We start from the raw sequence: 21397 nt of genomic DNA on the forward strand, positions 1-21397 counted from the left end.
CTCGACCCTCTCGCCCAGCGGCGTTTTACCTGCCCAATCGATAAGTAACTTCTGCGCCTGGTGGGTTGAAGTTCGCGCAAAAGCCCTTATTTTATGCAAGCCCCGCCACAGCGCTGTGCCAGCATCGTGGAATAACGCCACTTTCCTCTCCATCGTTTCCGGGTAGAATGCTCGTTCGCATGCGGCCATGAGGGCTGCACGGGCGACTCACGGGGCCGCCCTCCATCCCTTTAGTGTGGAAGATCCTGCCGATATGTTTGCGCCTTTGTTAAAGAAACTTTTTGGAAGCAAGAACGAGCGTGAAGTCAAGCGCATGCTCAAGACGGTACAGACTGTCAATGCCTTCGAAGAGCAAATGGTGGCCCTTTCGGACGATCAGTTACGCGCCAAGACTGCCGAATTCAAGGACCGCATCGCCAAGGGTGAAACCCTTGACCAGCTCCTGCCCGAAGCCTTTGCGGTTGCCCGTGAAGCCGGCAAGCGGATCATGGGCATGCGCCACTTCGACGTTCAGTTGATCGGTGGCATGACCTTGCACGAAGGCAAGATCGCCGAGATGCGTACCGGTGAGGGCAAGACCCTCGTGGCGACCCTGGGCGTGTACCTCAACGCACTGTCCGGCAAGGGTGTGCACGTAGTAACGGTCAACGACTACCTGGCCCGTCGCGACGCCAACTGGATGCGTCCGCTCTATGAATTCCTCGGCCTGACCGTCGGCGTCGTCACGCCGTTCCAGCCGCCGGAAGAGAAGCGCGCCGCCTACGCCGCCGACATCACCTACGGCACCAACAACGAATTCGGGTTCGACTACCTGCGCGACAACATGGCGTTCAGCATGGAAGAAAAATTCCAGCGCGAACTCAACTTTGCCGTGATCGACGAAGTCGACTCCATCCTCATCGACGAAGCCCGTACCCCGCTGATCATTTCCGGTCAGGCCGAGGACAGCTCCAAGCTGTACATCGAGATCAACAAACTGATCCCGCAGCTCAAGTTGCACGTCGAGGAAGTCGAAGGCGAAGTGACCCAGGCCGGTCACTACACCATCGACGAGAAGACCCGCCAGGTCGAACTCAACGAAGCCGGTCACCAGTTCATCGAGGAAGTGCTCACCCGCGTCGGCCTGCTGGCCGAGGGCGAGAGCCTGTACTCGGCCCATAACCTGGGCCTGTTGACCCACGTCTATGCCGGCCTGCGTGCCCACAAGCTGTTCCATCGCAACGTCGAATACATCGTGCAGGATGGCCAGGTCGTGCTGGTGGACGAGCACACCGGCCGTACCATGCCGGGCCGTCGCCTGTCCGAAGGCTTGCACCAGGCCATCGAAGCCAAGGAAGGCCTGAACATCCAGGCCGAGAGCCAGACCCTGGCCTCGACCACGTTCCAGAACTACTTCCGCCTGTACAACAAACTGTCCGGCATGACCGGTACCGCCGACACCGAAGCGTTCGAGTTCCACCAGATCTACGGCCTGCAAGTGGTGGTGATTCCGCCGAACAAGCCGCTGGCTCGCAAGGACTACAACGACCTGGTGTTCCTGACCGCCGAAGAGAAATACGCGGCGATCATCAATGACATCAAGGAAGGCATGGCCCAGGGCCGGCCGATCCTGGTGGGTACCGCCACCATCGAGACCTCCGAGCACATGTCCGCCTTGTTGAACAAGGAAGGCATCGAGCACAAGGTCCTCAACGCCAAGTTCCACGAAAAAGAAGCCGAGATCATCGCCCAGGCCGGTCGCCCGGGTGCGCTGACCATCGCCACCAACATGGCCGGTCGGGGTACCGACATCCTGCTGGGCGGCAACTGGGAAGTGGAAGTCGCCAGCCTGGAAAACCCGACCCCCGAGCAGATCGCACAGATCAAGGCCGACTGGCAGAAGCGCCACCAGCAAGTGCTCGAGTCGGGCGGCTTGCAGGTGATCGCATCCGAGCGCCACGAATCGCGTCGTATCGACAACCAGTTGCGTGGCCGTGCCGGTCGCCAGGGCGATGCCGGTTCCAGCCGTTTCTACCTGTCCCTGGAAGACAGCCTGATGCGCATCTTCGCCTCTGACCGGGTGAAGAACTTCATGAAGGCCCTGGGCATGCAGCCAGGCGAGGCGATCGAGCACCGCATGGTGACCAACGCCATCGAAAAAGCCCAGCGCAAGGTCGAAGGCCGCAACTTCGATATCCGCAAGCAATTGCTGGAATTCGACGACGTCAACAACGAACAGCGCAAAGTGATCTATCACATGCGTAACAGTTTGTTGGCCGCCGACAACATCGGCGAAACCATCGCCGATTTCCGCCAGGATGTGCTCAACGCCACCGTCAGTGCGCACATTCCGCCGCAGTCGCTGCCCGAGCAGTGGGATGTGGCCGGTCTGGAGGCCGCGTTGCAGAGCGACTTCGGCGTGGCATTGCCGATCCAGAAATGGCTCGACGAAGACGACCACCTGTACGAAGAAACCCTACGCGAGAAATTGCTGGCCGAACTGATCGCCGCGTACAACGAGAAAGAAGACCAGGCCGGCGCCGAAGCGCTGCGCTCCTTCGAGAAGCAGATTGTGCTGCGAGTCCTGGACGACCTGTGGAAAGACCACCTGTCGACCATGGATCACCTGCGTCACGGTATCCACTTGCGCGGCTACGCCCAGAAGAACCCGAAGCAGGAGTACAAGCGCGAGTCCTACACGCTGTTCTCCGAGCTGCTGGATTCGATCAAGCGCGACTCGATCCGTGTGCTGTCCCACGTTCAGGTTCGCCGCGAAGACCCGGCCGAAGAAGAAGCTCGCCTGCGCCAGGAGGCCGAAGCCTTGGCCGCGCGGATGCAGTTCGAACATGCCGAAGCGCCAGGCCTGGAAGTGGTCGCCGAAGAGGGCGTAGACGTGGATGTGGCCTTGGCTACCGCGCCGGTGCGTAACGAACAGAAGCTGGGCCGTAACGAACTGTGCTATTGCGGTTCGGGCAAGAAATACAAGCATTGCCACGGGCAGATCCAGTAACCCCGTTTCAACGCAGAACGACCCGCGCCGCGACCAACCCTCGCGGCGTTTTGCCATTTTGATCCACCGTTCCGATAAAAACGGTGCCGATATACATCTATTTAAGGAGCGCATTCATGGCTGTTGGTCTTGGTCCGTTGCCAACGTTGCACCCGGTTGCCGGTTTTGAACTTGGTATCGCTTCGGCGGGCATCAAGCGCCCCGGGCGCAAGGATGTCGTGGTCATGCGTTGCGCCGAAGGCTCGACGGTGGCGGGCGTGTTCACCCTCAACGCTTTCTGCGCCGCGCCGGTGATCCTTGCCAAGCAGCGTGTGCAAGGGCCGGTGCGCTACCTGCTGACCAACACCGGTAACGCCAACGCCGGCACCGGCGCACCTGGCCTGGCCGCCGCCGAGCGCACCTGCGCCAAGCTGGCCGAGCTGACCGGTGTCGGCGCCAGCCAAGTGCTGCCGTACTCCACCGGCGTGATCGGCGAGCCGCTGCCCGTCGAGAAAATCGAAGGCGCGCTGCAAGCCGCGCTCGACGACCTGTCGGAAAACAACTGGGCCGCGGCCGCCACCGGCATCATGACCACCGACACCCTGCCCAAGGGCGCGAGCCGCCAGTTCCAGCACGACGGCGTAACCGTGACTGTGACCGGTATCAGCAAAGGCGCCGGGATGATCCGCCCGAACATGGCGACCATGCTGGGCTACATCGCCACCGACGCCAAGGTTTCCCGCCAGGTGTTGCAGGACCTGATGCTTGACGGTGCCAACAAGTCGTTCAACCGCATCACCATCGACGGCGATACCTCCACCAACGACTGCTGCATGCTGATCGCCACCGGCAAGGCCAACCTGCCAGAGATCACCGAAGCCAGCGGCCCGCTGTTCGCAGCGCTGAAGCAGGCGGTTTTCGAGGTGTGCATGGAAGTGGCCCAGGCCATCGTCCGTGACGGCGAAGGCGCGACCAAGTTCGTGACTGTGCAGGTCAACGGCGGTGGCAATCATCAGGAATGCCTGGACGTCGGCTACACCGTGGCGCACTCGCCGCTGATCAAGACCGCACTGTTCGCCTCCGATCCGAACTGGGGCCGGATTCTCGCTGCCGTGGGCCGGGCCGGCGTGCCTGAGCTGGACGTGAGCAAGATCGATGTCTTCCTCGGTGAAGTCTGCATCGCCAGTGAAGGCGCCCGCGCTGCGACCTACACCGAGGCCCAGGGGGCGGCGGTGATGCAACAGGAAGAAATCACTATCCGCATCGAACTTGGACGGGGTGATTGCAGCGAAACCATCTGGACCACCGACCTGTCCCACGAGTACGTGAAGATCAACGCCGAGTATCGGACTTAACGGTTCGGGATCGAGTGGCGTCCATCGCGAGCAAGCTCGCCCCCACAATGATGATCACCTGTGGGAGCGAGCTTGCTCGCGATGGGGCCAGGACAGCCACCACCGGCCTGGAGGAATTGCACGGTGAAACGAATACACGTAGCGGCGGCGGTCATTCGTGACGCCGCCGGCAAAATCCTGATCGCCCGACGGGCCGATACCCAGCACCAGGGCGGCTTGTGGGAGTTTCCCGGCGGCAAGGTCGAGGCCGATGAGTCCGTCGAGACCGCCCTGGCCCGTGAGCTTCATGAAGAGTTGGGCATTGTCGTCGGCGTCGCCCGGCCGCTGATCAAGGTGCGCCACGATTACCCGGACAAACAGGTGTTGCTGGATGTCTGGGAGGTCTCGACATTCACCGGCGAGCCCCATGGTGCCGAAGGGCAACCGCTGGCCTGGGTCACGGCCCGCGACCTGACGAGCTATGAATTTCCGGCGGCCAACCAGCCGATTGTCGCGGCGGCTCGTCTGCCGGGCGAATACCTGATTACGCCGGAAGGCCTCGAAACCCCTGCTTTGTTGCGCGGCATGCAGAAGGCCATCGCTGGCGGGATCAAGTTGCTCCAGCTGCGTGCCCCCAACGGCTACGACCCGCAATACCGCGACCTGGCGGTGGACGCGGTGGGGTTGTGTGCCGGCAAGGCCCAATTGATGCTCAAGGGGCCGTTCGAATGGCTGGGGGATTTCCCTTCCGCCGGCTGGCACATCACCGCCGCGCAATTGCGCAAGCATGCGGCGGCCGGTCGACCATTTGGCAAGGACCGCTGGTTGGCCGCGTCTTGCCACAGCGTCGAGGAGCTGTCCCTGGCGCAACAGATGGACGTGGACTTCGTGACCCTGTCACCGGTCCAACCGACCGAGACCCATCCCGACGCCCAGCCGTTGGGCTGGGCCGAGGCTGCGCGCTTGATCGAGGGCTTCAATCGGCCGGTTTATCTGTTAGGTGGGGTGGGGCCTGGTGAGCGGCAGCAGGCTTGGGAAGCGGGGGCGCAAGGCGTGGCGGGGATTCGGGCGTTTTGGCCTGGGGTTTGATTCTGGGGTGTGGCTGCTGACCCCTTCGCGAGCAAGCCCGCTCCCACATGAGTCATCAGCGGACACAGACTTTGTGTACGAAATAGATCCCCTGTGGGAGCGGGCTTGCTCGCGAATACGGTCTGTCAGGCAATACAGTTCCCGGTTCAAACCTCAGGCTTGGCAGCCGCCTCCCAAAGCACCTCGGCTATTCCTTGTCGCCGGGCAATGACCCGCGCCGCTACGAACAGCAGATCCGATAACCGATTGATGTAGGCCAGCCCCGGTCCTTCCAGTGGTTCCACCGCATTCAACTGTTGGCAACGCCGCTCGGCGCTGCGGGCCAGGCTGCGGCAGACATGAGCCTGGGCGATCAGGGACGAGCCACCGGGCAAGATGAAATTCTCCAGCGGCCCCAGCTCCTCGTTCCACACGTCGATTGCCGCTTCCAGCCGCTCGACTTCCGCCATGTTTAGCGCCTGGTAGGCCGGCATCGCCAGTTCGCCGCCCAGGTCGAACAGCCGATGCTGACACGGTGCCAACACCTCGCTGATCTCCTGCAATGCCGGGTATTGAGTTGTTTCAGCGGCGAGGCCAGCCAGCAGCAAACCCAGCTGGCTGTTCAACGTATCCACCTCACCAATGGCCTCGACCCGTGGATGGTCCTTCGCCACGCGGCGACCATCGCCCAGCCCGGTTTCACCTTTGTCGCCGGTGCGGGTGTAAATCTTCGACAGGCGAAAGCCCATGTTCAACGCTCCAATTGCTTGTTTTCCTGCGGCACGATTGAAGTGCCCGCCAAGGGCAGGCGCAAGGTGAAGCAGGTGCCTTGGCCCGGCGCCGACTGGACTTCCATCTGGCCCTTGTGGTTGTTGGTGATGATGAAATACGAAACCGACAATCCCAGGCCGGTGCCTTGGCCGATTTCCTTGGTGGTGAAGAACGGCTCGAAGGTCCGCTTGCGTACGTTCTCGCTCATGCCGATACCGTTGTCTTCGACCTGGATTTCCGCCCACGGCGGATTCAACCGCGTGCGCAGGATAATGCGCCCGGGTTCGCCATCGTCCTGGCGCTGGTGGATCGCCTGGGCGGCGTTCTTCAGCAGGTTGAGCAGCACTTGCTCCAGCTCGTTCGCCGTGCCGGGCACCGGGCCCAGGTTCGGGTCGAACTGGCGGATGATCGCCTGGCCTTTGAAGTCGAAACCGATCGCCAGATCAAAGTCATTGCCGGCGATTTCCACGGCCTGGTCGATCAGCGCCGGCAAATCGCAAGGCGCCATTTGCCGGGTGCTGCGGCGGCTGAAGCTGAGCATGTGGGTGACGATCTTCGCCGCCCGGGCACCGGCTTGCTGGATGCCATCGAGCAGCTGTGGAATTTCCCGGCCCTGAAGGTAACGATTGACCTCTTCCAGGGCGATGCCCAATTGCTCGGCTTGTTCGAGATTGCGGGGCAGTTCCGGGGACAGGCGTCGACGGATGTTCTGCACGTTGTGCAGGATGGCGCCCAGCGGGTTGTTGATCTCATGGGCCATGCCTGCCGCGAGGCCGCCGACCGAGAGCATTTTCTCCGATTGCACCATCATTTCTTCCAATGAAAGACGCTGGGTGATGTCATCGATGCGGATCACCACGCCACGCCCGGCGCCGCCCATCAAGGGGTAAAACGTCAGGGCGTAGTGCCGGGCCTCGTCGTCCTTGGTCCAGGTGACGCGTTCGATCTTGGCGACGGTATGCTGCTCGACGGTCTGCTTGAGCTGTGGCAGGTACGGCTTGAGTGGTTCGAAGGCAAGGAAGATCGGCTGGTTCAGGGCCTCGTCCAGGCGCGTGCCGGAGAGGGCGCTGGCTTCCTGGTTCCACTGGGTGACGTAGAGCTGTTCGTCGAGAGCGATCAGCGCCGAGGGCATGGAGTCGATGATGCTGTTGAGGTAGTTCTGGAATCCGGTGAGCTTTTTCTCGATCTTGCTGCGCACCTGGACTTCCAGTTCCAGCTTGCGGTTGGTGTGGCGGGTTTCTTCCGCCAGGCCCTGGGCCTGGTCATAGGCCGCCTGGGAGTCGTCCCGCGCACGTTTGAGTTGCTGCTCCCGGGCTTCGATCCGCGACAGCATGGTATTGAATGCTTCGGCCAGGCTGCCGATTTCATCGTGATTGCCGCGAGCAGCGCGCAGGGCGTAGTTCTCCTCACGGGTGACCTGGCGTGAGAGTTCTTCGAGCTGGTGAATCGGCTGGGTGATCAGCCGCTTGATCTGCTGTGCGATGACCAGCCACAGCAGCACGCTGAAAATCAGGATGCCAAGGCTGGCGGTCAGGGTGCCGGTATAGAACGCTGTCGGCAGTTCGCTGCTGGCCACCAGCAAGAGATGGCCGGGCTCGGTACCGGGGCGGGGCAGGGTAATGACCTGGTTGCTGCGGAACTCGCTGGCCTGCCAGGCCTGCAAGTGCCGGAAATGGTCCGGCAGCTTGAGTTTTTCGGCATGCTGCAATTGCGCGAGACGTTCGCCCTGGCCGTCATACAGCGCCGCCGCCCGCAGCGGTGCGTAGCTGTTGAGTTCGTCGAGCAGGCGTTTGGCGCTCTGTGGCGATTGCAGGGCATCGGAGATCAGGCTCGGGTTGGCCACCAGCCGGCCGATGGTTTGCAGAGCTTGGGGCGCCATGCTTTCCTGGGAGATGTAGTAGGCGGCGCTGATAAAGGTCAGGTTGGCCACCAGCAGGACAGTGGTCAATAACACCAACAGGGCGGCTAAAAGTTTCTGGCCGACCGGGAGGTTTTCAAGGCGCTGGCGCAATGGCATCAGACTCGTCGCTAAAAAAGGAACACGAGGGCCAGCGTAGCCGCTGGTCAGTCGCTGGGCAATCCAAGGTTTTCCAGGTGGGCGATCAGTCGCTGTCGCACTTGTTCCAAGTGTGGCACCGCCAGCTCATGTCGTCTCGCGGCCTTGCAGGCATGGCCGAGCAGGTAGCTGATCTCGGTACGGCGCCGATGGCTGACATCCTGGTACATCGAGGAGTAATTGACGGCGGTGGCCTGGATCACCCGCTCCACTTCGGGTTGTAGATCTTCGGCCGCCGAGGGTTGGCCGCAGCGTTCGAGCAGGTCGGTGAGTTCTGCGCACAAAGTAGCCACTTCGCAGCGATGTGCCTGCAAGCCGCCGTTGTTGCAATGGTGCAGTACGGTCAGGGGATTGATCGCACAGTTGAGCGCCAGCTTTCGCCAGAGACGGGTGAGGATATCGGCGCTCCATTCATGAGGGATGCCGGCGATGGCCAGGTCGTCCAGCCAGAACGGCGCCACCGGATGGGCGGGGTCGCCGAGCCAGGTAAAGCCATGGCCGGCGAACACCACGCGCCAATCACCGTCGCGGAACGCACCTTCAGTGCTCGAGGCGCTGATGCAGCGGGCCAGGGGCGCGCACTGGGCCACGGCGTCCTGGCTGCCGAGACCGTTCTGCAACAGGATCAGCTCCGAATCGGCGCTCAGTCGATGGGCCACCGAACTGACCGCCGCCACCGCGTCGTAGGCTTTGCACGCCAGTAGCAGGCGCTTGATCGGTTCCGGGCTGTGGGCCGTTTCGCCAGGTACCGGGTAGCATTGCGCCTGGCCCTGTTCCACCAGGGTCAATCCGCCGACGGCTCGATAGGCCTGTAGGCGCTCCTCGTTGCGCAGCACCAGGCGCACCGGTAAACCGGCCCGGGCCAGGCGCGCGGCCCACAACGTGCCGAGGCTGCCGGCCCCCAGGACATGCCAGGTCGTAGACATCAGTTTTTTGCTCGGATTGGCGCAGGCATCTCAGGGCTCGCAGTATCGGCGGGAAAAGACCCGTTATAATGAGCCCGATTTTAACCACAAGCCAAGCGCGCGCCTTTGTACTGGCGCGCCTTTTTATTTGGAGAACACTACATGCCGTCATTCGACGTGGTATCCGAACTGGACAAGCACGAAGTCACCAACGCGGTTGAAAATGCCGTCAAGGAACTCGACCGTCGTTATGACCTCAAGGGCAAGGGCAGTTTCGAGTTCAAGGAACTGACCGTCAATCTGACCGCCGAGGCCGAGTTCCAGCTCGAGGCGATGATCGAGATCCTCAAGTTGGCGCTGGTCAAGCGCAAGATCGACGTGCAGTGCCTCGAGGTCAAGGACGCTTATGCCTCGGGCAAGCTGATGAAGCAGGAAGCTGTGCTCAAGGAAGGCATCGATAAGGAGCTGGCGAAGAAAATCGTCGCTCACATCAAGGACGCCAAGCTCAAGGTGCAGGCTGCCGTCCAGGGCGAACAGGTGCGAGTCACTGGCAAGAAGCGTGACGACCTGCAGGAAGCCATCGCGGCGCTGCGGGGCAAGGAATTCGGCATGCCGCTGCAGTTCAATAACTTCCGCGACTGATCCTTCAGTTGTATGGAGGCCTGTGGCGAGGGAGCTTGCTCCCGCTTGGGTGCGAAGTGAAGTGCCCACCTATAAGGGGCTGCTACGCAGCCAGCGGGAGCAAGCTCCCTCGCCACAATGTGCCTCTGCAGGTCTTTTAGTGGTGACAGGAATAGGAGATAACGATGGACTTGAATGCTGAAGTGGACAACCTGGTCAAGGTTTCCCAAGCCTGGATCCCGATGATTATGGAATACGGCAGCCGGGTGCTGCTGGCGATCATCACCCTGGCCGTCGGCTGGTGGTTGATCAACAAGGTGACGCAGAAACTGGGCGCTTTGCTGGCCCTGCGCAATGCTGACCTCGCGTTGCAGGGGTTTATCAGTACTCTGGCGAACATCATTCTGAAAATACTGCTGATCGTCAGCGTCGCGTCGATGATCGGTGTGGAAACCACCTCGTTCGTTGCCGCCATCGGTGCAGCAGGCCTGGCAATTGGCCTGGCATTGCAGGGCAGTCTGGCGAACTTCGCTGGCGGCGTGCTGATCCTGCTGTTCCGCCCGTTTCGCATCGGTGACTGGATCGAAGCCCAAGGCGTAGCCGGTACGGTCGATAGCATCCAGATCTTTCACACGGTGTTGCGTACCGGTGACAACAAGACCGTCATCGTGCCCAACGGCAACCTGTCGAACGGCATCATCACCAACACCAATCGCCAACCGACTCGCAAGGTCGTGTTCGATGTGGGCGTGGATTATCAGGCCGACCTGCAAAAGGCCCGGGAAGTACTGTTGGCGCTGGCCAAGGATGAGCGCGTGCTGGCCGATCCGGCACCTGAGGCGGTGATTTCCACCTTGGGCGACAGTTCCATCACGGTGTCGCTGCGTATTTGGGTCAAGACGGCGGACTACTGGAGTGTCATGTTCATGCTGAATGAACAGGCGCGGGATCGTTTGAAGGATGCGGGCATCGATATCCCGTTTCCACAGCGAGTGATTCGGGTGGTTCAGGAATCTACGTTGGCTTAACGCTCGATCGGTTGTTGTTTGACTTTAAAGTCAGGCGTTGCGTAAAAAGTTGATTCAACAAAAAAGGCCCATCCGAAGATGGGCCTTTTTTTGATTACCGCGAACTAAGCTTCGGCAATTACAGAACCGAAATCGGGTAGTCGACGATCAGGCGGAACTCTTTGATATCGCCTTCGCCTTCATCAGCGTTAGCGTAGTGCCAGGCTTGACGAACACGGAAGGAAAGATCTTTTGCCGGGCCAGACTGAACAACATATTTGGCTTCGAAGTTGGTTTCGTTGTGCTTGCCATCTTCACCGTACAGACCAGCGTAAGGGCTGCCTGCTGGAGTGTTGGTGCCGTCGATGTCCCAACCTTTGACGTAACGGGTCATGAAGCTCAGACCAGGAACGCCATACTCAGCCATTTTCAGATCGTAACGGATCTGGGCAGACTTCTCGCCAGGGGCGTTGAAGTCAGAGTACTGGATGGAGTTGGCGAGGAAGATCGAGTCGCCACCACGGTTGTTCGTGCCCACGCCGATGTAGTCGAACGGCGTGTCGCCGTTGATTTTCTGGAAGGCTACGGTGATGGTGTGCGCTTTCAGGAACGAGAAAGCAGCTGCCAGGGAGAACGCGGTGTTGCTGATGTCGCCGGCCTTGGAGCTGCCGGTGTCAGTGGTGCGGTAGATGTTACCGTCCAGGTTCAACGACTGATCGCCACCCATTGGGATGGTGTAGTTCAGGTTGCCGTAGTACTGGTTCCAGATGTCTTCCAACTGGGCGCCATAGATCGATGCGCTCAGGTTGTCGCTGAATGCATATTTGCCGCCAGCGTAGTCGATGGTGTTGGCTTCTACACCAGCGTAGGTTGCAAACAGGCCGCCATTGCGAGCGTTGCGGTCCTGGCTGGTTGCCGAGTAGAAGTGGCCGGCTTCGAGGTCAAGGTCTTTGACTTCGCTGCTCTGCAGTTGGAAACCGCTGGCAGATTGAGGCAGGACGCGGGAACCACCTACAGCGAACACTGGAGCAGTGCTTGGCTGTTGGTCGCCGATTTTCAGCTCGGTCTTGGATACGCGGAACTTGATTGCCGCACCGGCCTTGCCTTGGCTGTCGTTGACGTCGCCATCGGCATCGCGGCTCATGTTGCCAGTGCCGCCAGTACCGTCACCGCCATCCAGCTTGACTGCCAGGTAACCGAATGCATCGACGCCGACGCCTACGGTACCTTGGGTGTAACCGGAGTTGAAGTTGCCCCAGATACCCTGGGTCCAGTCTTTCTGATCGGTAGCGCCGTCTTTGCGGTCACGGTTGAAGTAGTAGTTGCGCAGCAGCAGTTTAGCGCTGGCATCTTCAACGAAACCTTTGGCTTCAGCCTGGTCACTTACGAAAGGTGCGGCCGTAGCCATTTGAGTACTGGCTGCTGCAGCAACGGCCAGTGCGATCATGCTCCACTTCATCACGCGCATCGTGATTTGCTCCTTTGGTTTTAGAAGAGTACTGCCGTCCCACCTGTTTTATTATCTGGGCGGCTCTTTCTTTTTGTGTCGGCGCAAACTTATATCACGCCGACCCTATTGGCGATACTTGCCCATACAACCTTTCAGCTTCTTTACGACCATGTCGCCAATGGCTCGATCCATGTCGCATTTTGGCTGAGCCGACGCAATCGGATTCACAACTTGGATGTTGTTTTTTTTCTCCGGCATCGGTGCAAAGAGTCCGTCATTACCGCGCTTGAAGCTCCTGAGGGCAGCCTTGCCACTTTAATTCTAAGTATCTGCGGGGTCCGCTTCCGGCGGGGCCTTTAGATGATGCGGGGATGAATGCAACAAGCATGCACAAACCCGAATTTCTTTTACATTTTTTTCACATTTTACGGGTGGACTCGGTGAAAGCTCATGAAACCGGGCTCCAAAGGCCTTGTTTTAAATAGGGTTGACTGAGTACGGCTCCCGTGTTTGAAACCGGAAAGCATCACCCGACAACCAAAAACGTTACCGGTTCACCCTACCTGTTGGGTAAATCCCGGATGCTTTGTGCACTGAGCGTAGACTCACTGTGCTGTTTTGGTGCAAAAAATTTACAAGCTGTACGAAAATCCAACAGTTCGGGTGCCGAGCCTGAGCGCCAGGCGATCGTTCCTGCCTTGGGCGAGGTCTTTTGCGCTGTGTTGGTGCGTGAGGCTGCACCTGTTGATGCCACGCTCTCGGAAAATCGTGTAATCACCCGTTTCGGCCTGGACGGTACGCAGTGATCAGACCGGCATTCGCGGGTATGCTGCAAGCCTGCGCCCGAGACAGGCCTGCGGGCTGTCGGGCCGGGCAGAATCAATAACGAGGAGTACGCGCGGTGTTTGCCTTAGATCCACGACTGCAACAAGACACATTGCCTATCGGCGATTTCCCACTGTGCCGGCTGCTGCTGTCCAATGATTCCAATTACCCGTGGTTCATCCTCGTGCCGCGGCGGGAAGATATCAGCGAATTGTTTCAGTTGGATGACGCTGGTCAATTGCAGCTGTGGCGGGAAACCACGACGTTGGCCGAGACCCTCAAGGATTCGTTCGATGCCGATAAACTGAACGTTGCAACCTTGGGTAACGTTGTCAGTCAGTTACACATGCATGTCATCGTTCGCAAGCATGACGATGCCGCCTGGCCGGCGCCGGTCTGGGGCAAACATCCGGCCCGGCCTTATAATGAAGAACAGGTCGCAGCCATTCGCGAACGGTTGCGCAGGGTCCTGGCCGATGATTTCAAGTTTCTGGAGGGCTGAACCATGAACCTTGAACAGCGAGTAACCGATCTGGAAAGCCGCCTGGCATTTCAGGATGACACCATCCAGGCATTGAATGACGTACTGGTGGAGCAGCAGCGGGTCGTCGAGCGTTTGCAGCTGCAGATGGCGGCGTTGCTCAAGCGTCAGGAGGACATGGCGGGGCAATTCGAGGCTTTTGAAGAAGAGGCACCGCCCCCTCATTATTGATGGCTCCGACGGGCAGGCAATAAAAAACCGCGAGCAGCCAGGCTGCATCGCGGTTTTTTTACGCTCGGATCAGCGACGCGGCAGCGCGGCGATCACGTCTTCGGCTTGCAAACCTTTGTCGCGGTTCATGACGGAGAATTCCACGCGCTGGCCTTCCACCAGGACGCGGTGGCCTTCGCCACGAATCGCCCGGAAGTGCACGAAAATGTCATCGCCGGAATCGCGGGAGATGAAACCGAACCCCTTGGACGTGTTGAACCACTTCACCGTGCCGGTATCGCGGTTGGACATGTCGTAGTTCTGCGTCGCAGCGGCTGGCGACGACTTCTTGTAGAAGCTCACGGCCAGGTGCAGAGCGACGGCCAGCAGTGCCGCGCCCAGGCTGAACAGAATGGCCGGTTGGCCGCCGATTTCCGGCATGGGTGCCAGCAGCGCCAAAGTTTGCAGGGCAACGGCCAGTACCAGCAAGACGCTGACGAGGTTTTGCAGTTGATGACGAGGACCTTTGTTCCAGTAAGGGATAACAGGGGCGAGGGTCAGGTTGAGCAGGCCGAAAAAGGCCAGGTACAGCGCATCGGGGTGTTGCAGGTAAGGTGTGGCTTCGGAACCCAGGCTAGGGATGAAGGACAGCAGCAGGGCAGCTGCGCCCATTAGCAAGTGGACGATTTTCAACATTTTGATTGGCTCACGGTTAAGACAGATCACAAGGAAGAGCTGGTCGGGGCGGTTCGCTTCGAAACAATGAGAGGCGTTGGACACGTACCCGAATCAGCCTATGCGCCATGCCCGGGAAAATAGGCGTAGCGACACACTGCCTATTTAACAGCAAAGCCTCGGCCTTCTCAAACGCGTTACGGGCGCCCACCACGCTGTTCGTCGGCCAAGACGCCCAGCTGGTGCTTGAGGGGCGCAGGCATTGGGTGTTGAATTCCCCTGATGGTCGGAACCGTCCGGTGTTCCGGCTTGTCGGTTCAGGAGGGGCCGGCGATCTGTCGCAGGCCGAAGGCGGCAAAAACCACTAGAGTTGCGGTGGCCGCTGTCGAATTCATCACCGTCAGGAGTTCAACCCACATGGCTATTGATATCGGAATCAGTGAAGAGGATCGCAAATCCATTGTTGACGGGCTTTCGCGCCTGCTCTCGGACACCTATGTGCTGTACCTCAAGACCCATAACTTCCACTGGAACGTTACCGGCCCGATGTTCCGGACGCTGCACTTGATGTTCGAGGAGCAGTACAACGAGCTGGCGCTGGCGGTCGATTCAATTGCCGAGCGGATTCGCGCCCTCGGCTTCCCGGCTCCCGGTGCCTATTCGGTGTACGCGCGCCTTTCTTCTATTAAGGAGGAGGAGGGCGTGCCGGGCGCGGAAGACATGATCCGGCAGCTGGTCGAAGGCCAGGAGGCGGTGACACGTACCGCTCGCGGCATCTTTCCTTTATTGGACAAGGTCAGCGATGAGCCCACAGCCGATTTGCTGACCCAGCGTATGCAGGTTCACGAAAAGACCGCCTGGATGCTGCGCTCGCTCCTGGAAAACCAGTAAGGCGCGCTTTGTATGGGGTGGCGAGGTGCGATATTGCCTGCGCCTCGTGGGTAGGACGGCGTAATTCGTCGCCTGCCTGCTGTTGGCTTGTCCTACGTCCATGGTCATAAAGTCGGCTGGATCTGGCGATGCCGTTGAGCTTCCATAGAGCCACAGATTGGTTGTTCCAATTGAGAGGCTCGTATGGCAAAGGAGTGTCAACGGTATGATCCAAGGAAAAGAATCCGGCGAAGCGGTGCGTGGGCGCTTGCCGCTCATACACGTCGATCCGTTCGTCAGGGGGTTCGACATGCAGCTGGCCCGGCCCCTGGCTCGTTCCATCCGCCTGAACGGGTTCGCTACTTGTCTGCGGCTGGAGCAGGTCTATTGGGATATTCTCAGGGACATGGCCCTGCTCAACAGCTGCTCCATCAGCACCTTACTGTCCCATGTGGACCGGGAGGTGCACCTGCGTCATGGCGGCGTACGCAATTTCAGCGGCCTGGTGCGAGTGGTCTGTGTGGTGCACAGCTTGAAGGAAACCGGGGTCGCGGCTGTAGAGCCTTCCTCGGCAGGGCGAGTCCCTGAGCCCTGTCGATGATGGCAGCGGCCTGTGCTGTCTAACGGCTGCACAGGCTGCATTTAATGGATATAATCCCGCTCTTTGCCGCAAAGCCCAGCCTTTGCGCGTGTAACCTGATCGCCGAGACAACCCCATGCCGATGTACGACTATCAATGTGCTTCCTGTGGTCATCAGATGGAAGCCATTCAAAAGATCAGCGCGGCACCGCTGGTCGATTGCCCTGCCTGCCAGGCGCCGGAACTGAAAAAGATGCTGTCCATGCCTGGTTTCCGCCTCGGCGGCACGGGCTGGTATGAAACCGACTTCAAGACCGGTGCCAAGAAAAACCTGGCCGGTGGCGACAAAGCTGACTGAGTTGAACACGCGCGAGTTCTTGCACGGGCAGGGCCTCCAACCGAATTTCGAATTACGAGAAGTGAAACCACTACCATGATGCGCAGCCATTATTGCGGCCAACTGAACGAAAGCCTGGAAGGTCAGGAAATTACTCTTTGCGGATGGGTCCATCGTCGCCGTGACCATGGCGGGGTGATTTTCCTCGATATCCGTGATCGGGAAGGCCTGGCCCAAGTGGTGTTCGATCCGGACCGCGCGGAAACTTTCGCCACCGCCGACCGCGTGCGCAGCGAATACGTGGTCAAGATCACTGGCAAGGTGCGCCTGCGTCCAGCCGGTGCCGGCAACGCCAACATGGCCTCCGGCATGATCGAGGTGCTGGGTTACGAGCTGGAGGTTCTGAACGAATCGGAAACCCCGCCGTTCCCGCTCAACGAATACTCCGACGTCGGCGAAGAAACCCGCCTGCGCTATCGCTTCATCGATCTGCGTCGCCCGGAAATGGCCGAGAAGCTGCGTCTGCGTTCGCGCATGACCACCAGTATCCGTCGTTACCTGGACGAGAACGGCTTCCTCGACGTCGAGACGCCGATCCTGACCCGCGCCACCCCGGAAGGCGCCCGCGACTACCTGGTGCCGAGCCGTACCCACCCCGGCAGCTTCTTCGCCTTGCCGCAATCGCCGCAGCTGTTCAAGCAACTGCTGATGGTGGCCGGGTTCGACCGTTACTACCAGATCGCCAAATGCTTCCGCGACGAAGACCTGCGTGCCGACCGTCAGCCTGAGTTCACTCAGATCGACATCGAGACCAGCTTCCTCGACGAAAAAGACATCATGGGCCTGACCGAAGGCATGATCCGCAACCTGTTCAAGGAAGTGCTGGGCCTGGAATTCGGCGAATTCCCCCACATGACTTTCGAAGAGGCGATGCGCCGCTACGGTTCCGATAAGCCAGACCTGCGTAACCCGCTGGAACTGGTCGACGTGGCCGACCAGCTTACAGAAGTTGAATTCAAGGTGTTCAGCGGCCCGGCCAACGACCCGAAATGCCGCATTGCGGCCCTGCGTGTTCCAGGCGGCGCCAGCATGCCGCGCAAGCAGATCGACGATTACACCAAGTTTGTCGGCATCTACGGTGCCAAGGGCCTGGCGTACATCAAGGTCAACGAGCGCGCCGCGGGCATTGACGGCCTGCAATCGCCGATCGTGAAAAACATCCCGGAGGCCAACCTCAACGTAATCCTCGACCGCGTTGGCGCGGTTGATGGCGATATCGTGTTTTTCGGCGCCGACAAGGCCAAGATCGTCAGCGAAGCCTTGGGCGCGCTGCGCATCAAGCTGGGTCATGACCTGAAGCTGTTGACGTGCGAATGGGCACCGATGTGGGTCGTGGACTTCCCGATGTTCGAAGAAAACGACGACGGCAGCTTCTCCGCGTTGCACCACCCGTTCACCGCGCCGAAGTGCTCGCCGCAAGAGCTGGAGGCCAACCCGGCCACCGCCCTGTCCCGTGCCTATGACATGGTTCTTAACGGCACCGAGCTGGGTGGCGGTTCGATCCGTATCCATCGCAAGGAAATGCAACAGGCAGTGTTCCGCCTGCTGGGCATCAACGAAGCCGAGCAGGAAGAGAAGTTCGGCTTCCTGCTCGATGCGCTGAAATACGGTGCGCCGCCCCACGGTGGCTTGGCCTTCGGCCTGGATCGACTGGTCATGCTGATGACTGGCGCCCAATCGATCCGGGAAGTGATCGCGTTCCCGAAAACCCAGAGCGCGGCCGATGTCATGACCCAGGCTCCGGGTGTGGTGGATGCCAAAGCCCTGCGTGAGCTGCACATCCGTCTGCGTGAACAGCCCAAGGCTGAGTAAGGCCGGCACCTGAGAAGGGCGCATCTTCGGATGCGCCTTTTCGTTGGGGTCGATATTTCTGGTTGCCGGCTGCGCATGCGCGGGGCGGGCAATGTTCCAAAGAGAAACCGGAGCGAGTTATGGCAGGTCATTCCAAGTGGGCGAACATCAAGCACCGCAAAGAACGTCAGGATGCCAAGAGAGGCAAGATCTTCACCAAGTGGATCCGTGAGCTGACGGTCGCGGCACGCCAGGGTGGCGGTGATCCGGGTTCCAACCCGCGCTTGCGCCTTGCCCTGGACAAGGCGTTGAGTGCCAACATGAGCCGCGACATCATCGACCGGGCCGTCGCCCGTGGCGCGGGTGCGACCGAGGCCGATAACGTCGAAGAGCTGACCTACGAAGGTTACGGTCCGGGCGGTGTGGCAGTGATGGTCGAGTGCATGACCGACAACCGCAACCGCACCGCGGCAGCCGTGCGTCACGCCTTCAGCAAGTGCGGCGGCAACTTGGGCACCGACGGTTCGGTGGCCTATTTGTTCGAGCGCAAGGGGCAGATCAGCTTCGCGCCGGGCCTCGATGAGGACGCCCTGACGGAGGCGGCCCTGGAAGCCGACGCCGACGATGTGATCGGTCATGACGACGGCTCGTTCGAGGTGTTCACCTCGTTCGCCAGCTTCTACGCCGTGCGCAACGCCCTGGAGGCGGCCGGTTTCAAGCCCGCCGATGCGGAAATCGTCATGCAGCCGACCACCAGCGCCGAACTGGACCTGGAAGGCGCCGAGAAGGTGCTCAAGCTGATCGACATGCTCGAAGACCTGGACGACGTGCAAAACGTTTATTCCAATGCCGATATCCCGGAGTCGGTGGCTGAGCAGCTAGGCTGATATTCTTGTGTGCAACGCGTTCTACCCAAATGCATGATTGCCAGGGTGGGAGCGGGCTTGCTCGCGAATGCGGTGCATCAGTCGATATTCATGTCGGATGTGACGCCCTCTTCGCGAGCAAGCCCGCTCCCACATGTCCAGGTAACCCCCTCTTCAAACCGCAGGCGCTATGACTCTAATCCTTGGCATCGACCCCGGTTCGCGCATCACCGGCTACGGCGTGGTTCGTGATACCGGGCGCGGCTGCGTGTACGTTGCGTCCGGCTGCATCCGCACCGGTGCCGGCGAGCTGCATGAGCGCCTGCAGATTGTTTATCGCGGCGTGCGTGAGGTCATCCAGACCTACGGTCCGGTCACTATGGGCATCGAAAAGGTCTTCATGGCGCGCAATGCCGATTCTGCCCTGAAACTGGGGCAGGCCCGGGGCGCGGCGATCGTTGCCGGCGCCGAGGAAAACCTGGAGATCGCCGAGTACAGCGCGACCCAGGTCAAGCAGGCGGTCGTCGGAACCGGGGCGGCAAACAAGGAACAGGTACAGATGATGGTGATGCACCTGTTGAAGCTGGTCAGCAAACCGCAGATCGACGCCTCCGACGCCCTGGCTATCGCCATTTGCCACGCCCATACCCGTTCCAGTCTGTTGCCCCATGGCTTGGGAACCGCACGCAGTCGTGGCGGGCGCCTGCGTCTCTGATAGCATCAGCGCAATCTCTCGTGAGCCCGAGCCTTTTTACGCCTGTGTTGTCGGCGTTCCTGCTCCGGTTGTTACTCGCCAGCCAGCGGCTGGCCTATGCCCAAGGATCTGAAACGTGATTGGACGCTTGCGTGGCACCCTGGCTGAAAAACAGCCGCCGCACCTGATTCTGGATGTGAACGGGCTCGGCTATGAGCTGGAAGTGCCCATGACCACCCTGTATCGCCTGCCGTCGGTCGGCGAGCCGCTGACACTGCATACCCATTTGGTCGTACGCGAAGATGCGCAGTTACTCTATGGTTTCGTCGGCAAGCGCGAGCGAGACTTTTTCCGCGAGTTGATCCGTCTCAATGGTGTCGGTCCGAAACTGGCCCTGGCCTTGATGTCGAGCCTGGAAGTCGATGAGCTGGTGCGCTGCGTGCAATCCCAGGACACCTCGGCCCTGACCAAGGTGCCGGGTGTCGGCAAGAAAACCGCCGAGCGCCTGCTGGTCGAGCTCAAGGATCGCTTCAAGGCCTGGGAAGCGGTACCGGCCATGTTCGCGCTGGTGCCGAACCAGCCAGACGCGCCGGCGCCTGCCATCAGCGCCGAAAACGATGCGGTCACCGCGCTCATCTCCCTGGGCTACAAGCCGCAGGAAGCCAGCAAGGCGATTTCCGCCATCAAGGAAAAAGGCTTGAGCACTGAAGACATGATTCGTCGCGCCCTGAAGGGAATGATTTAAGTGATTGAAGCTGATCGTCTGATCGCGGCCACGGGTGCGCCCCGTGACCGCGAAGAAATCCAGGACCGCGCGATTCGCCCAGCCAGCCTGGCCGACTACATCGGCCAACCGACCGTGCGCGAGCAAATGGAGCTGTTCATCCAGGCAGCCCGCGGGCGCAGCGAGTCGTTGGACCATACGCTGATCTTCGGCCCGCCGGGCCTGGGCAAGACCACGCTTGCCAACATCATTGCCCAGGAAATGGGCGTGTCGATCAAGAGCACGTCGGGGCCGGTCCTCGAACGACCGGGCGATTTGGCGGCGCTGCTGACCAATCTGGAACCCCATGACGTGTTGTTCATCGACGAAATTCATCGGCTGTCGCCGATCGTCGAAGAAGTGCTGTATCCGGCCATGGAAGATTTCCAGCTCGACATCATGATCGGCGAAGGGCCGGCGGCGCGTTCCATCAAACTCGACTTGCCGCCCTTCACCTTGGTGGGCGCCACCACCCGCGCCGGCATGCTCACCAACCCGCTGCGCGACCGTTTCGGTATCGTCCAGCGCCTGGAGTTCTACAACAACGCAGACCTGGCGACGATCGTCAGCCGCTCGGCGGGTATCCTCGGGCTGCCGCTGGACCCGGACGGCGCCTATGAAATCGCTCGTCGGGCCCGGGGAACGCCGCGGATCGCCAACCGGCTGTTGCGCAGGGTGCGCGATTTCGCCGAAGTCCGGGCCAAGGGGCACATCACCAAACCGATTGCCGACCTGGCGTTGAACCTGCTGGACATCGATGAGCGTGGTTTCGATCACCAGGACCGGCGCCTGTTGCTGACCATGATCGAGAAGTTCGACGGTGGCCCGGTGGGTGTGGACAGTCTGGCAGCGGCCATCAGCGAAGAGCGCCATACCATTGAAGATGTGCTGGAACCGTACTTGATCCAGCAGGGCTATATCATGCGCACCCCACGCGGACGCGTAGTGACCCGCCATGCTTATTTGCATTTTGGCTTAAACATCCCGACACGAATGGGCGAGATGCCGGTGGTAGACGAATTCCTCGATGCCGTGGACGATTGAACGAGCCTCTATACGCCGACT

At 60.3% G+C, this 21397-nt stretch carries 21 protein-coding genes; 16 read left to right on the forward strand and 5 right to left on the reverse strand.

All coding sequences use genetic code 11. From position 1 onward, the window contains the following. Positions 1-253: 253 nt before the first annotated feature. From secA to AD663_RS05235, 3 genes are all read left to right on the forward strand, one after another. On the forward strand, positions 254-2989 hold the full coding sequence (secA, locus tag AD663_RS05225) for a preprotein translocase subunit SecA (protein WP_003178561.1): 2736 nt from the start codon (positions 254-256) through the stop codon (positions 2987-2989). 116 nt (positions 2990-3105) lie between these two features. Further along, the gene (argJ, locus tag AD663_RS05230; protein ID WP_053213391.1) at positions 3106-4323 is read left to right on the forward strand and encodes a bifunctional glutamate N-acetyltransferase/amino-acid acetyltransferase ArgJ; all 1218 of its coding nucleotides are present in this window, start codon (positions 3106-3108) and stop codon (positions 4321-4323) included. 123 nt (positions 4324-4446) lie between these two features. After that, on the forward strand, positions 4447-5391 hold the full coding sequence (locus tag AD663_RS05235; RefSeq protein ID WP_053213392.1) for a Nudix family hydrolase: 945 nt from the start codon (positions 4447-4449) through the stop codon (positions 5389-5391). A gap of 146 nt (positions 5392-5537) precedes the next feature. Here the strand turns inward: AD663_RS05235 and AD663_RS05240 are convergent, their stop codons facing one another. From AD663_RS05240 to AD663_RS05250, 3 genes are read right to left on the reverse strand one after another with little or no spacing between them, the layout of a single operon-like run. Next, entirely contained in the window at positions 5538-6119 is a 582-nt protein-coding gene (locus AD663_RS05240) for a cob(I)yrinic acid a,c-diamide adenosyltransferase (RefSeq protein ID WP_003178568.1), read from the reverse strand. A gap of 2 nt (positions 6120-6121) precedes the next feature. Further along, positions 6122-8158 carry an ATP-binding protein gene (locus AD663_RS05245; protein WP_003178570.1) on the reverse strand — a complete coding sequence of 679 codons (2037 nt, stop codon included), beginning with the start codon at positions 8156-8158 and terminating at the stop codon, positions 6122-6124. A 47-nt stretch (positions 8159-8205) separates the two neighbouring features. Next, on the reverse strand, positions 8206-9123 hold the full coding sequence (locus tag AD663_RS05250; RefSeq protein ID WP_053213393.1) for a putative 2-dehydropantoate 2-reductase: 918 nt from the start codon (positions 9121-9123) through the stop codon (positions 8206-8208). 141 nt (positions 9124-9264) lie between these two features. On the opposite strand from AD663_RS05250, the gene AD663_RS05255 reads away from it, so the two are divergent. Continuing rightward, positions 9265-9744: a YajQ family cyclic di-GMP-binding protein gene (locus AD663_RS05255; protein WP_053213394.1), complete on the forward strand. Its 480-nt coding sequence runs from the start codon at positions 9265-9267 to the stop codon at positions 9742-9744. Positions 9745-9908: 164 nt separating this feature from the next. Beyond that, the gene (locus AD663_RS05260) at positions 9909-10751 is read left to right on the forward strand and encodes a mechanosensitive ion channel family protein (RefSeq protein ID WP_003178576.1); all 843 of its coding nucleotides are present in this window, start codon (positions 9909-9911) and stop codon (positions 10749-10751) included. A 118-nt stretch (positions 10752-10869) separates the two neighbouring features. On the opposite strand, the gene AD663_RS05265 is transcribed toward AD663_RS05260, so the two are convergent. After that, the gene (locus tag AD663_RS05265) at positions 10870-12198 is read right to left on the reverse strand and encodes an OprD family porin (protein ID WP_003178578.1); all 1329 of its coding nucleotides are present in this window, start codon (positions 12196-12198) and stop codon (positions 10870-10872) included. Between the two features lie 488 nt (positions 12199-12686). Here AD663_RS05265 and AD663_RS28875 point away from each other — a divergent pair, with 488 nt between their 5' ends. From AD663_RS28875 to AD663_RS05275, 3 genes are all read left to right on the forward strand, one after another. Continuing rightward, on the forward strand, positions 12687-12986 hold the full coding sequence (locus tag AD663_RS28875; protein WP_157062705.1) for a hypothetical protein: 300 nt from the start codon (positions 12687-12689) through the stop codon (positions 12984-12986). A gap of 95 nt (positions 12987-13081) precedes the next feature. Further along, the gene (locus AD663_RS05270) at positions 13082-13507 is read left to right on the forward strand and encodes an HIT domain-containing protein (protein ID WP_003178579.1); all 426 of its coding nucleotides are present in this window, start codon (positions 13082-13084) and stop codon (positions 13505-13507) included. A 3-nt stretch (positions 13508-13510) separates the two neighbouring features. Continuing rightward, positions 13511-13717: a SlyX family protein gene (locus AD663_RS05275; protein WP_003178581.1), complete on the forward strand. Its 207-nt coding sequence runs from the start codon at positions 13511-13513 to the stop codon at positions 13715-13717. 69 nt (positions 13718-13786) lie between these two features. Here the strand turns inward: AD663_RS05275 and AD663_RS29500 are convergent, their stop codons facing one another. Beyond that, on the reverse strand, positions 13787-14392 hold the full coding sequence (locus AD663_RS29500; RefSeq protein ID WP_003178583.1) for a cold-shock protein: 606 nt from the start codon (positions 14390-14392) through the stop codon (positions 13787-13789). 396 nt (positions 14393-14788) lie between these two features. Here AD663_RS29500 and AD663_RS05285 point away from each other — a divergent pair, with 396 nt between their 5' ends. From AD663_RS05285 to ruvB, 8 genes are all read left to right on the forward strand, one after another. Beyond that, complete coding sequence (locus AD663_RS05285) at positions 14789-15262, forward strand: Dps family protein (protein WP_003178585.1); 474 nt, start codon at positions 14789-14791, stop codon at positions 15260-15262. 205 nt (positions 15263-15467) lie between these two features. Beyond that, a complete protein-coding gene (locus tag AD663_RS05290; RefSeq protein ID WP_003178587.1) occupies positions 15468-15842 on the forward strand; it encodes a ribbon-helix-helix domain-containing protein in 375 nt (124 codons plus the stop codon). Positions 15843-15957: 115 nt separating this feature from the next. Continuing rightward, positions 15958-16179, forward strand: a complete 222-nt coding sequence (locus AD663_RS05295; protein WP_003178589.1) for an FmdB family zinc ribbon protein — start codon at positions 15958-15960, stop codon at positions 16177-16179. 75 nt (positions 16180-16254) lie between these two features. Then, positions 16255-18030 carry an aspartate--tRNA ligase gene (aspS, locus tag AD663_RS05300; protein WP_003178591.1) on the forward strand — a complete coding sequence of 592 codons (1776 nt, stop codon included), beginning with the start codon at positions 16255-16257 and terminating at the stop codon, positions 18028-18030. 119 nt (positions 18031-18149) lie between these two features. Continuing rightward, the gene (locus AD663_RS05305; protein WP_003178593.1) at positions 18150-18896 is read left to right on the forward strand and encodes a YebC/PmpR family DNA-binding transcriptional regulator; all 747 of its coding nucleotides are present in this window, start codon (positions 18150-18152) and stop codon (positions 18894-18896) included. A gap of 169 nt (positions 18897-19065) precedes the next feature. Then, the gene (gene ruvC / locus AD663_RS05310; RefSeq protein ID WP_003178595.1) at positions 19066-19590 is read left to right on the forward strand and encodes a crossover junction endodeoxyribonuclease RuvC; all 525 of its coding nucleotides are present in this window, start codon (positions 19066-19068) and stop codon (positions 19588-19590) included. A gap of 115 nt (positions 19591-19705) precedes the next feature. Then, positions 19706-20314: a Holliday junction branch migration protein RuvA gene (ruvA, locus tag AD663_RS05315; protein WP_053213395.1), complete on the forward strand. Its 609-nt coding sequence runs from the start codon at positions 19706-19708 to the stop codon at positions 20312-20314. Continuing rightward, on the forward strand, positions 20315-21376 hold the full coding sequence (ruvB, locus tag AD663_RS05320) for a Holliday junction branch migration DNA helicase RuvB (RefSeq protein WP_053213396.1): 1062 nt from the start codon (positions 20315-20317) through the stop codon (positions 21374-21376). Positions 21377-21397 lie beyond the last annotated feature (21 nt).

The sequence above is a fragment of the Pseudomonas sp. Q12-87 genome, from assembly GCF_001269755.1.
GTDB lineage: Bacteria > Pseudomonadota > Gammaproteobacteria > Pseudomonadales > Pseudomonadaceae > Aquipseudomonas > Aquipseudomonas fluorescens_S.